General features: G+C 55.3%; 11 protein-coding genes and 1 tRNA gene. 2 read left to right on the top strand and 10 right to left on the bottom strand.

Going from position 1 to position 12,368, the window contains the following annotated elements:
* Positions 1 to 23: 23 nt before the first annotated feature.
* From G512_RS0116740 to G512_RS22665, 3 genes are all read right to left on the bottom strand, one after another.
* Positions 24 to 449 carry a DUF2948 family protein gene (locus G512_RS0116740; RefSeq protein ID WP_178378264.1) on the bottom strand — a complete coding sequence of 142 codons (426 nt, stop codon included), beginning with the start codon at positions 447 to 449 and terminating at the stop codon, positions 24 to 26.
* 120 nt (positions 450 to 569) lie between these two features.
* Positions 570 to 1,859, bottom strand: coding sequence for a UDP-N-acetylglucosamine 1-carboxyvinyltransferase (murA, locus tag G512_RS0116735; protein ID WP_028482713.1), 1,290 nt, complete (start codon positions 1,857 to 1,859; stop codon positions 570 to 572).
* Positions 1,860 to 2,026: 167 nt separating this feature from the next.
* Positions 2,027 to 2,185: a hypothetical protein gene (locus G512_RS22665; RefSeq protein ID WP_155943666.1), complete on the bottom strand. Its 159-nt coding sequence runs from the start codon at positions 2,183 to 2,185 to the stop codon at positions 2,027 to 2,029.
* A 232-nt stretch (positions 2,186 to 2,417) separates the two neighbouring features.
* Here G512_RS22665 and G512_RS0116725 point away from each other — a divergent pair.
* Positions 2,418 to 2,492: transfer RNA gene (locus G512_RS0116725), tRNA-Thr, on the top strand.
* A 347-nt stretch (positions 2,493 to 2,839) separates the two neighbouring features.
* Here G512_RS0116725 and G512_RS0116720 read toward each other — a convergent pair.
* Both G512_RS0116720 and G512_RS0116715 read right to left on the bottom strand, forming a co-directional pair.
* On the bottom strand, positions 2,840 to 3,664 hold the full coding sequence (locus G512_RS0116720; protein WP_028482712.1) for a phosphoenolpyruvate hydrolase family protein: 825 nt from the start codon (positions 3,662 to 3,664) through the stop codon (positions 2,840 to 2,842).
* Between the two features lie 18 nt (positions 3,665 to 3,682).
* Positions 3,683 to 4,885, bottom strand: coding sequence for a Tm-1-like ATP-binding domain-containing protein (locus G512_RS0116715; RefSeq protein ID WP_028482711.1), 1,203 nt, complete (start codon positions 4,883 to 4,885; stop codon positions 3,683 to 3,685).
* A gap of 150 nt (positions 4,886 to 5,035) precedes the next feature.
* Here G512_RS0116715 and G512_RS0116710 point away from each other — a divergent pair, with 150 nt between their 5' ends.
* Positions 5,036 to 5,632, top strand: a complete 597-nt coding sequence (locus G512_RS0116710) for a phosphoenolpyruvate hydrolase family protein (protein WP_028482710.1) — start codon at positions 5,036 to 5,038, stop codon at positions 5,630 to 5,632.
* A 6-nt stretch (positions 5,633 to 5,638) separates the two neighbouring features.
* On the opposite strand, the gene G512_RS0116705 is transcribed toward G512_RS0116710, so the two are convergent.
* From G512_RS0116705 to proV, 5 genes are all read right to left on the bottom strand, one after another.
* Positions 5,639 to 7,375 carry a phosphoenolpyruvate hydrolase family protein gene (locus tag G512_RS0116705; RefSeq protein ID WP_028482709.1) on the bottom strand — a complete coding sequence of 579 codons (1,737 nt, stop codon included), beginning with the start codon at positions 7,373 to 7,375 and terminating at the stop codon, positions 5,639 to 5,641.
* Between the two features lie 158 nt (positions 7,376 to 7,533).
* On the bottom strand, positions 7,534 to 8,556 hold the full coding sequence (gene proX / locus G512_RS0116700) for a glycine betaine/L-proline ABC transporter substrate-binding protein ProX (RefSeq protein WP_228130525.1): 1,023 nt from the start codon (positions 8,554 to 8,556) through the stop codon (positions 7,534 to 7,536).
* 140 nt (positions 8,557 to 8,696) lie between these two features.
* On the bottom strand, positions 8,697 to 9,719 hold the full coding sequence (gene proX / locus G512_RS0116695; protein ID WP_036489920.1) for a glycine betaine/L-proline ABC transporter substrate-binding protein ProX: 1,023 nt from the start codon (positions 9,717 to 9,719) through the stop codon (positions 8,697 to 8,699).
* Positions 9,720 to 9,802: 83 nt separating this feature from the next.
* Positions 9,803 to 10,939 (bottom strand): glycine betaine/L-proline ABC transporter permease ProW, encoded by a 1,137-nt coding sequence (proW, locus tag G512_RS21540; protein WP_265596923.1) that lies wholly within the window; start codon positions 10,937 to 10,939, stop codon positions 9,803 to 9,805.
* Position 10,940: 1 nt separating this feature from the next.
* On the bottom strand, positions 10,941 to 12,185 hold the full coding sequence (gene proV / locus G512_RS0116685; protein ID WP_051269501.1) for a glycine betaine/L-proline ABC transporter ATP-binding protein ProV: 1,245 nt from the start codon (positions 12,183 to 12,185) through the stop codon (positions 10,941 to 10,943).
* Between the last annotated feature and the right edge of the window lie 183 nt (positions 12,186 to 12,368).

Here is a 12,368-nt window from a genome sequence, read left to right as displayed (position 1 = left end):
TTCATCACATGTGGTTTTCTGGCTTAGTCCAGATCATGTTGCGGTCGGTTGTCAGTGCTCCAGGCCGCGCCCAGATCCGTCAGTTGGGCTTCAATGCACTCGGCCTTGGCCGCCAACGCAGCGCCTCCGGAAAACTCCAGTATAACCGTTCCGGCGGGCTCTGCCGCTGGCTCGAAGCGGATGGCGAGCAATGACAACACGATGTCCTTGTTTTCCTGATTTATATTGCGAGCTTGCAGCGCTTCAACACGAGACAGGGCAAGAACGGACCTGCGGCGTTCGTTTTTTTGTTGCCTTGCCAGATCCGCGTCCCATGCGAAGCGGTTCATTGCCACCAGCAGCCGCTTCTCGCGCGGCAAATACTGAATATCTCCAAGTTTCAGGAGGCTATCCTGACACATGGCCGAAATTACAGTCAAATCTTCGCTGTCGAGCGCCAGAAGTTTCATTGTTTCACCCCGAGTCACATGAAAGACGGCGGGTGCATGTGCTCTCGCCGTCCTGCATTTGCTGTTTAGGTAACCCCGAGCGGCTGTGAAAACAATCGGGGGACTCGGTATTTTATTGGATCAACCGGAAATGCGTTCAATCTGAGCGCCACAACGGGACAGTTTGTCCTCAAGACGCTCAAAGCCGCGATCGAGGTGATAGACGCGGTTCACGACCGTTTCCCCTTCCGCAGCCAATCCGGCGATGACCAACGACACAGACGCCCTCAGGTCCGTCGCCATCACCTGAGCGCCGTGCAGTTGATCAACCCCTTCGATGGTTGCCACCTGCCCGTCCAGACCAATCTTGGCACCGAGGCGGGCGAGTTCTTGAACATGCATGAAGCGGTTTTCAAAAATGGTTTCCGTGATCCGGCTCGTGCCCTGTGCGCGGGTCATCAGCGCCATGAACTGGGCCTGCAAATCCGTCGGAAATCCAGGGAAAGGATCGGTGCGCACATCCACGGGATCAATGCCATCGCCATTGCGGAATATGCGCAGACCATTTTCAACACTGGTGATTTCCACCCCAGTCTGAGACAGGGTATCCAATGCACTTTGCAAAAGATCCGCCCGTGCACCCTGCAGCACCACATCACCGCCCGTCATGGCAACGGCCATGGCATAGGTGCCGGTTTCGATGCGGTCGGCAACCACCGGATGCCTATAGGCATGAAGACGCTCGACGCCCTGAATGCGGATGGTATCGGTACCAGCCCCTTCAATCTGCGCGCCCATGCCGACAAGGCAATGCGCAAGATCCGCAACTTCCGGCTCTTGGGCTGCGTTCTCAATAACCGTTTCGCCCTTGGCAAGCGTTGCGGCCATCATCACGGTGTGGGTCGCCCCTACCGAGACCTTCGGGAAGGTGACGCGATTGCCTCTCAGCCCACCTGGAGCCTTTGCAACCACATATCCCTGATCGATTTCCATATCGGCGCCCAGTGCCTTCAGGCCGTCGATAAAAAAGTCGACGGGCCGCGTGCCGATGGCACAACCGCCCGGCAAGGAGACACGCGCTTCGTGCATGCGCGCCAGAAGCGGACCGATGACCCAGAAGCTGGCCCGCATTTTCGACACCAACTCGTAAGGCGCGGTCGTATCAACGACTGTTCCCGCGGAAAGGTGCAGGGTCTGGCCCGTCATGGAATCCTGACCCGGCCGTTTGCCGTCTACCGAATAGTCAACGCCATGGTTGGACAGGATCTGCGTCAACTGCGCAACGTCCCGCAGCCGCGGCACGTTTTCCAAGGTCAGCGTTTCATCCGTCAAAAGGGATGCGATCATCAACGGCAGCGCAGCGTTTTTCGCACCTGAAATCGGAATCGTGCCATTAAGCCGGTTGCCACCGACGATTTTAATTCTGTCCATTAATCAAATTACCCTAAACGACTGCCCGACAGCTCCGGCTCAAATCTATGGTTTGCGTATAAGGATGGATATGGCCTTAACATGACGGGATGCCCTGCCCCTGAAGTCATGTGTATAACAATTCCCACCCACGATCTTAAGTCAGGCCGCCCTTGCAGTTGGCAAGCCTAATTTTCAGAAGAACGACCGGTTTTCTTGGCCTTCTTCCGGCGCTTCAGATTATCCCGTAGCGCCGCAGCCAGACGTTCGGCACGCGCCTCTTTCTCGCTGCGTTTTGTCTCTGAATCTGCCTTACCGGCAGACTTTGGCTGTTTTTCGTCACTCATGGCTGTTTCCACTACACCAATGCCAACTTCAAGCCAAGCTGGTATCCGTAAGCCACCGTAGCTTTAAAAGGCTAGATTTCCCCAGTCCGGCAAAATTCCACAGAATTGGAAAATTTATCCCTTGCGCCCCCCCGGCCATTATGGCAAAAGCCTCCTCGTTCCGGGGCGATCACCTCCGGCACACAGAAACGAACTGGAAAAACTCAGTTAGTTCAGTAAAATAGATGATCAAGCTGCGGTAGCTCAGTGGTAGAGCACTCCCTTGGTAAGGGAGAGGCCGGGAGTTCAATCCTCCCTCGCAGCACCATCCTTTCTCCCAAAAAACATACTGATTGCAAGTGTCTATGCCTGCACATGGCTTTGTGAACAGCTTTGCTGGTCGGCAGACAAGCAATCAATGCGTGTGATTCTCTCCATTGAAACGCGGCTGGTCTGTTTGCTAGTTGCTGATGGTCACTGCATGGGCACAGCGCTTCGATCGGGCCAAACCCTTAAACGAGGCAAACCACCTTCAATCCAAATGCAAACAGGCCCCTTGCGAACAAGAGGCCTGTCCTGAGGCCCTCAGAACGGTGTTTTGGGAGCGACTTGCCCGGCTAGCAGGCGGAGCCAACACCGCCCTCAAGCACCCTTGGGAGACGCTTGAAGGGCGAGTTACGCCCTCTTGATCTGCTTGAATCGCTTGGTTTGTTCAATCAAGGCCACTTCTGTTGGCAAACGCTCCATGGAAGAGGCGCCATAGAAGCCGTGACAGTCCGGACAACGCTCCAGTACATAGGTTGCATCTTCCGGCTGGGCTATCGGCCCACCGTGACACAGCACGATCACATCGTCGCGCACTTCTCTTGCGGCCTTTGCCCACGCATTGATCTTCTCAACGCAGTCATCCAGCGTGACATGGGTTTCAGCACCGATGTTGCCGCCGCTGGTCAACCCCAGATGACAGACGATGACATCCGCCCCTGCCTCGGTCATGGCACGTGCATCTTCCGGCGAGAAGACATAGGGTGTGGTCAGGTGCCCTTTTTGCGCCGCCTTGCGGATCATCTCCACTTCCAACGCATAGCCCATACCGGTTTCTTCAAGGTTTTTGCGGAAGTTGCCGTCGATCAGTCCAACGGTCGGGAAATTCTGGACTCCAGCAAATCCAAGATCCTTCAGATGGTCAAGGAACCAATCGAAGTTGCAGAATGGATCAGTACCATTCACCCCTGCCAACACAGGCGTATTCTTCACGACAGGCAGGACTTCCTTGGCCATGTCGACAACAATCTCATTGGCATTTCCATAGGCCAACAGGCCTGCCAATGAACCGCGGCCAGCCATGCGGTAGCGACCGGAGTTGTAGATCACGATCAGATCGATCCCGCCAGCTTCCTCGCACTTTGCCGAGAGGCCGGTCCCGGCCCCACCGCCCACGATTGGTTGGCCCTTGGCAATGAGATCGCGCAGGTGAGAGAGTATTATTTCCTTGGACATTCTCGTCGTCCTTCAGTTTCAGTGCTGTTCAATTTCGGAGAAAGCCGCAAGCAGAGCTGCGACAAATTCGGGGTCATTCACTGCCGCGTCCACTTCGATGAGTTTCCGGTTTTCGCTTGCCACGAACCCGTTTCGAATTGCCTCAAAGAGTGCCTGATCCGCCTCAGGGTCAAAGAATGGGGCGCCCTCAACATCGATGATGGACACGCCCTTGAGCGGAAGCAGAAAACGTACGGGCCCTTCCATGCGGTTAAGCTTTTCAACGATCCAGCGCCCCATGGCTGCATTTTCTTCTGGTGTAGTGCGCATCAGCGTGACTTGCGGATTGTGAACCAACAATTGCCGGTCCTTGTAAGCCTCCGGCACAGTCGTCTCGGCCCCGAAATTCACCATGTCCAGAGCCCCCACAGACCCGACATAAGGCAGGCCTGTGCGGATCACGGCATCCAGCCTCTCTTCACCAGCGGACAACACGCCGCCCATCAAGTGATCCGCAATTTCCGTGGTGGTAACATCCAACAGGGCAGATACCAGCCCACTGTCCACCAGCTTTTCCATGGACTGACCACCAACCCCAGTGGCATGGAAAACAAGGCAGTCGTATCGATCTTCCAACTCCTTGCTCAGAGCCTGTATACATGGCGTTGTGACACCAAACATCGTCAGGCCGAGAGCCGGTTTGTCGTCTGCAGTCTCTGCCAGTGAGTTGGCTATCATCCCGGCTAGCGCATGGGCTCCATTTGAGAGCACGCGGCGAGAAATGCGGTTGATGCCCTGAACGTCCGTGACGGAGTTCATCATGCAAATGTCAGAGGGCCCAACATAGGGCCGCACGTCGCCCGAGGCGACGGTCGAGATCAACACCTTCGGTACACCGACCGGCAACGCCCGCATTGCCGGAGCAACCAAGGCCGTGCCACCAGAACCGCCTGCGCCAATGATCCCGCCCAGGTCTTGACAGTTGACGACGTAGTTGGCGAACGCCTGTGCCATCGCGCTGACCGCACTCCCTCGTTCGCCGGTAAAAACAGCGGCCACGCCGCCCTCATGGCTGGCTGCAACTTGCTTGGCTGAAACGTCAACTTGGTTATCGCCCCCGTCCGATGTTGAAAGATCAACCGTCTTCACGGGCACGCCTGTGGCACGAATGCACTCGGCGATGAAATGAAGCTCTTCGGATTTAGTGTCGAATGTGCCTGCAACGTAGGCTGTGGAACGCATGTTTGGTACTCCTCCAGTGAAGACCCAGACCGCAGCAGATCCTCATTTGGTCTCACAAACGGTCTCCTCATGCACAAGCTAGGAGACCGAAGCTCCTCCAAACAACGGAACCAGCTATACTACATGGGTAAATATGGGTAATATTGAGTGATGTATTCTGCAAACTGCACCCCAGCCAAGGGCACAGCACCTGCTTTGTTGTGGCCAGAAATTTCGACAATTGCCGGACTGCCAGCCAGTCTTTCCGCGCTATTGCCCAACAGAAATCACAATGCAGTTTTGGCGGATCTGATTGCAACGCTACCTCCAGCGGACGAAACGCCCCATCTGGCACCGCTTTTTCTTGCGGATCCGTTCTTCAACCTGAAAAGCTACAGTACCCTTCTCAAGACCCACGGAATCCGCCGGGTCGCAGCTCTACCTAGCGTCCAGCAGTATGGTGCCTCTTTTGAGACGACGTTGGACCGTTTGCATCTCGGCTTGCAACGAGAACAAGATATGCTTCTCGCCCTGCAACTCGAAGGTTTCATGTGCTTCCAGACGCAGGTATGCAATCAACCCTTGCCTCCGGTGAGCTATTGTCTGACGGGCATTATTTGGGTTCCGAGCTTTGAGAGGCCTTCACCCCGCCAAGATGTTTGCGCGACGCAGGACGAGCGCACCGGCACCCCATTGGCGGATTTACCGCAGTACATGCTGGAGGACAAAACCGGCAAGGCGTACCTCAAGACGGTGCTTGAGCCCTGATCGTAGCTAGTCCGCCACAGTGCGGGTAAGACCGTAACGCTGTATCTTGTTATAGAGAGTCTTGCGCGACACGTTTAGAAAAGCGGCCGTTTTTGAACGGTTAAACCCATGTCGCCAGAGCGCGTCCAATATAACCTCCCGTTCCGAGCGCAAATGCGACATGCCTGCTCTCCTCTCCTCAGGCTCGAGAAGAGCATTGACGTCAGCTTCAGAAATCAATGAACTCGAGGCACCGGACAGCAGTTGTCCCGCAATATTGCGCGCCTCCGTCAAGTTGCCAGGCCAAGAATAAGCGCGCAAACGCCGCATGGTCAAAGGCGCAAGGGCGGGAATTTTTCCATCGGTACTGAGGTCACGCATGGCTTCTTCCAGAACGCTCGGGATATCCTCCGGGCGGCTGCACAGCGGCGGCAACGCCAACTCCCGCCCTTGCAACTGCTCGGCCAGTGCCGGGTCGAGCTGGCCAGTGGCGACCAACTGATCCACGGGTTCTCGCGCCACGAAAAACATCGGCACGTTGCTTGTGGAGCGGCGACGTTCTCCTCCAACCGAGAACTCACCGTGTTCAAGATACAGGCCCAAGCGCTTTTGCAGGTGTTTCGGCAGGTCCGCCAAGTCTTGCAACACAATCGCACCCGAGTGATAAGAGAGCAGCCCTTTCGTCCCCCCTCGATCAATCCGCCCAAACAACTTGGTCTTGATTTGTTGCGGGGTCATAAGGGCGCTGTTGAGATTGATCAACCGGGCCCGAGAGATGCCCCTCAGATGAGCCAGCGCTTCAAGCGCTCGGTGGCGTCCGGTTCCAGCTGGCCCGGTTGCAATAACCGGTCCTTGTATACGCCCAAATTCGGCGAGCTTGTCCGACAACTCCACAATGGCTCGGGATGCGCCATGCAGTCCCACTTGCCGTAAGGCCCCAAGTTGGGTCTGGCGCCGAGATTGGCGGATTTCCAGATCACGGACCGCATTCTTGAAGGTCAAGGTCTGATTGGCAAGACCGGTTTCCAGTGGGAGACGGTCCAGCGTGGAGCCACCAACATAGCCATCGGCACGCGAAGCCTCCAAAATCACCGTGAGGTCTTCTGCCGTCTCTATCGGGCCACCTTCCAACAACAACCTGGCGTGTGGGGATACTTCCCGAATGCGACGACGTACCTCCGAAGCAATGACGGAGGCCTCCTTCAGATCGATGCGGGGCCGAATGCCAGTGGTGCCCCCTGCGTTCCAGCCATAATTGAAACATATGGACCGAACCCGGGCCTGTACTGCTTCTTCCGCCTGATCTGCAGTTGTTACATGCGCAATTGCGTCAAGCCCGGCTTTCCGAGCCTGTTGTAAAAGAGCGACTTCACGGCTGAAGCCATAGCCATGGGCTTGCAACACGGCTCCGATTTCATTTGAAAAGTGCGCTACACTGGGAAAGTTCATCACACCAAAACACCCAAGCGACTTGGCGCGTTGAACCAACCACCCCAGATCTTCCTCCGGGTTCAGGGCCGACAGGCCTGCATAGATAGGTAAGGTGCACTGTGGGGCGATCTCGTTTTCGATCAGGTCCAGAACCAACTGATTGGCGTTCCCGGTCGGCAACATGCAGGCGATGGACGGCGCACCGCGAACTCTGTAGCGGCCTGCATTCAACACGACCAGAAAGTCGGCGCCGCCCGCTTCTGCAGCACGGGCCGTTGCTCCAGCCCCAATGGCAGCCCCGACGATGAACGAGGTATTGCTCTGTTTGCTCACTAGCCATGCCTTTCAAGCGGACCTTGCCGGATCTTCTGACAGATACCAATGGGACCGGTACGCGTCCAGCATGCAACATCACATGAGGCAAAACGCAAAATGCCCGGAACACTGTCCCGGGCATCAGAAGGCTTAGGTCTTCGATATTCGATCAGCTATTACTGAGCAGCCGCACGTGCTTCTTCAAGCCATGCGTTCCACTGGTCCTGGTGACCCGCAATCCATGCATCGGCATGACGCTCAATATCAGCTTCGCTGTCTTCGCCTTCACGCATCAACAGGTTCTGCGCACTGATGTCGTTGTTGGAAACCTTCATGATTTCGAACAGCTTGGCAGCGGCCGGATTCTCATTGGTGAACTCACGGTTTGCAACAATGTGCTGGTTGTTGGCCTGAAAGCCGTAGTTCTTGCCGTCTGGCAGGGACGTATCAACATCGGCACGCGCACCCGGCAGAGAGGAGAACGGCACTTCAAGCCAGCTCACATCCTTGCCTGGAACAAGCACGCCGGAAACCCAGTATGGCGTCCAGGTGTAGTACAGGATCGGCTCGCCGTTTTCATAGCGCGTAATGGTGTCCGCGATAATGGCCGAGTAGGAGCCCTGATTGTGGGTGACGGTATCACGCAGATCAAACGCATCCATCTGGTGTTCGATCACCTGCTCACAGCCCCAACCTGGTGTACAGCCCGTCAGATCGGCCTTGCCATCACCGTTATTGTCAAACAGCTTGGCGATCTCAGGATCCTTGAGCTGCTCGATGTTGGTGATGCCATATTCTTCAGCGGTCTTCTTGTCGATCAGGTATCCCTGAAGCGCGCCCTGAGAGTAGACACCTTCGCGGTAGAGCTTTTCAGCGCCACCGGCTTCCTTGTAGAAATCCGTGTGCAGTGGATCCCAATGGGCTGCAATGAAGGTCCCCTCACCCTGCGCCAGAGCCAAATGGGCAGTCGCGGGTTCAAGTTCCTTGATACCTTCGACGTCATAACCGAGGTCTTCAAGGGCTTTCATAACGAGAAACGTCTGAAAGGTTTCTTCTGCAATGGAGGACTTGAGCGGAACAACCGTGACACCTTCGCCCGGCATGTCCTGCGCAACAGCAGCGCCTGAAGCCAGAAGCAGTGACAGAGCACCAGCGGTGAGTACGCTTTTTGTCTTCGTCGCACACGTAAATGCCATCATAAATATCATTCCCTTATTTCTATTGTTTGCCGGAGCGCATTTGCCTGAACGCCTGAACGACGGGCCTGCGAACCAGAAAAAATGCCCGGAGCAGTGCCCCGGGCATCAGAAGACTTAAGTCTTCGGTATTCGATCAGCTATTACTGAGCAGCCGCACGTGCTTCTTCAAGCCATGCGTTCCACTGGTCCTGGTGACCAGCAATCCATGCATCGGCATGACGCTCAATGTCAGCTTCGCTGTCTTCACCTTCACGCATCAACAGGTTCTGCGCACTGATGTCGTTGTTGGAAACCTTCATGATTTCGAACAGCTTGGCAGCGGCCGGGTTTTCCTCGGCGAACTCGAGGTTTGCCAGAATGTGCTGGTTGTTGGCCTGGAAGCCGTAGTTTTTGCCGTCTGGCAGGGACGTATCAACATCGGCACGCGCACCCGGCAGAGAGGAGAACGGTACTTCAAGCCAGTTCACATCCTTGCCTGGAACCAGCACGCCGGAAACCCAGTATGGCGTCCAAGTGTAGTACAGGATCGGCTCGCCGTTTTCATAGCGCGTAATGGTGTCCGCGATAATGGCCGAGTAGGAGCCCTGATTGTGGGTTACCGTATCACGCAGATCGAACGCATCAAGCTGGTGCTCGATCACCTGCTCACAGCCCCAACCTGGTGTACAACCCGTCAGATCGGCCTTGCCATCACCGTTATTGTCAAACAGCTTGGCGATCTCAGGATCCTTGAGCTGCTCGATGTTAGTGATGCCGTATTCCTCAGCGGTCTTCTTGTCGATCAGGTATCCCTGAAGCGCGCCCTGAGAGTAGACACCTTCGCGGTAGAGCTTTTCAGCGCCACCAGCCTGCTCATAAAAATCCGTGTGCAGCGGATCCCAATGGGCTGCAATGAAGGTGCCCTCACCTTGAGCAATCGCGGTGTGCGCGGTTGCGTATTCCAGTTCCTTGATGTCCTCAACTTCAAAACCGAGGTCTTCAAGAGCCTTCATGACCAACATGGTCTGGAAAGTTTCTTCTGCAATGGAAGACTTGAGCGGAACAACCGTGACACCTTCGCCCGGCATGTCCTGCGCAACAGCAGCGCCTGAAGCCAGAAGCAGTGACAGAGCACCAGCGGTGAGCACGCTTTTTGTCTTCGTCGCACGCGTAAATGTCGTCATAAGTATAATTCCCTTATTTTTTCGGGGAGTTTTGGGGGCAATCGGAAGAACTCCCGCACCGCCCCCGGTCGAAATTTCGTTTTTCACGAGGTCTTCGTAGAAGCCGGCTGCAGAGCCACCTCGTTGGATTGCCCAACCTTCATCAAACGGCGGACCAAACCGACTGGCCCGGTTTCATACCAAGCCACGTTGCCGCGATCTCGCTTGGACACACCCAGAGACTGGGTCATACGGTCGATGATGATCGCGAGAATAACAATGCCGAGACCACCAACCGCGGCCAAGCCCATGTCAAGGCGGCCAATACCACGCAACACCATCTGACCAAGACCGCCGACCGCGATCATGGAAGCCACAACCACCATGGACAGAGCCAACATCAGGGTCTGGTTCACGCCGGCCATGATCGTTGGCATGGCGATGGGCAGCTGAACCTTGAATAGCAACTGGCGTTTGGATGCGCCGAAGGAACGTGCGGCTTCCACCAGATCGCCCGGCACTTGGCGAATGCCCAGGTTGGTCAGACGAATGAGCGGAGGCAGCGCAAAGATGATGGTCACAACAACACCCGGTACGTTACCAATACCGAACAGCATCACGATCGGCACCAGATACACGAAGGCAGGCGTTGTCTGCATGGCGTCCAGTATCGGACGCACCACCTGAGCTGCACGATCGCTTCGTGCCAGCATGATGCCGATGGGCAAACCAATGATCGTACAAAACAGAACGGCGGTCAGCACCAGCGCGAGCGTTGTCATCGCCTCGGCCCATGCGCCCATAAGGCCCAGGAAGACAAGCGAGATAAAGGATCCAACGCCGAGACGCCAGCCAGAAGTCTGCCAAGCCAATAGCGCAATGATGGCCAACATGATGATTGAAGGGGTTCCCAGCAGCGCGGATTCCACACCACCCAGAACGCCATCAACGGGCCAACGGATCATCTGAAATACCGGACGGAAATTCGTTACTGTCCAGTCAAGGGCAACTTCAACCCAATCTTCCACCGGGATAATCGCATGAGCGAAAGGCTGAAGAATGTCGAAAACCGGTTCTTTGGCAGGAGCGGCCTGGCTGAGCCAGTCAGCGCCCTTTGTCGCTGCCTCTCCTGCAGTACCTGCGTTGCCCCACGCGTTTTCGCTTGCTTGAGCGAGAACAATGGGATCGGGACCTGCACCCGTTGTCGAGGCAGATGAAGCCATACTCATAAGTTTACTCATATCAGTCTTCCTCCCGGTCCAGAGATTGCAGAAGGCGCGCCTTTGACACCACACCCATGTATCGCCCGTTCTGGTCGACTACCGGCATGCTGCAAGGGGCCTCAGCGACAGTGCCAAGGATTTCACTGATCGTAGAGTCAGCATCGAGCGGCTCGATGCCGGAAAGGTATGCGTCATTCCACTGCGGAGAAGGCTTCTTGAGTTCCGCCTTTAAGGAGTCCATTGAGACAACACCGAGGAACTTGTTACGGCGATCAAGCACGTAGGCAAAATCGCGATCATGGTCATCCAGCTTTTTCAAGGCTTCGCGCATGTGACCTTCACGCTGATAGACAGTTACCTGCTGTTTGGTCGCAATATCCTTGGTGGTCAAAACGTTGGACAGGTCTACGCCGCGGAAGAAGGACTTGACGTAATCGTCCGCCGGGTTCTTGAGGATTTCGTCGGGTGTACCGACCTGAACCACACGACCACCTTCCATGACCGCGATGCGGTCGCCAATACGCATGGCTTCGTCAAGGTCGTGCGAAATAAAGATGATTGTTCGTTTTTGCTCTTCCTGCAACGCAAGAAGCTCGTCCTGCATCTCGGTTCGAATGAGCGGGTCAAGTGCGGAGAATGCTTCGTCCATCAACAGAATGGACGGATCTGTTGCCAGCGCGCGGGCCAAACCCACACGCTGCTGCATGCCACCAGACAGCTCATTAGGGTAGCTGTGACCGTGAGCGCCCAGGCCCACCTGCTCCAGCGCATCCAATGCGCGTGCCTCACGTTGCTCTGCTGACACACCGGCAAGCTCAAGGCCGAAGGCAGCATTTTGCAGCACAGTAAGATGAGGCATGAGTGCAAATGACTGGAACACCATGCTGATATGATCGCGACGGAACTGGATCAGTTCCTCCTCGGACATCCCAGCAATGTCTTTGCCGTTCACAACGATTTCGCCGCCTGATGGGGTGATCAACCGATTGAGCATGCGCACCAAAGTCGATTTACCCGACCCGGACAGCCCCATGACCACAAAGATTTCACCCTCGCGAACGTTGAAGTTGGCGTCGCTCACACCAAGCGTCATGCCGGTACGATCGAAGATGTCGTCTTTGGTTAAACCGTCTTTATGGAGCTTGATGGCTTCTTGAGGCTTGTCGCCAAAAACCTTGTACAGGCTCTTTACGACCAGCACATCATCGGCTTGGGAAGAATTTGAATCTTCCTCATGTGTAGATTGTGCATCTGAATCAAACATGGGCGTTTTAAAGCACAGAATTCACCTGAATTTCAAGTGTATCAGTACATTTTTTTCGCTGCAACACGCACACCAAATCATTATCTGATTTACTAGAGCATCTTATGTATTAAACAATTTTACTTTGCTTTTCCTTTTTTGACTGAAATATCGAACGTGATTTCTTCTCATATTTCAGCGAAG

Origin of the sequence: Pseudovibrio exalbescens DSM 16456, assembly GCF_000422785.1 — a bacterium.
GTDB lineage: Bacteria > Pseudomonadota > Alphaproteobacteria > Rhizobiales > Stappiaceae > Pseudovibrio > Pseudovibrio exalbescens.
This window is presented reverse-complemented; position numbering and strand designations above follow the sequence as displayed.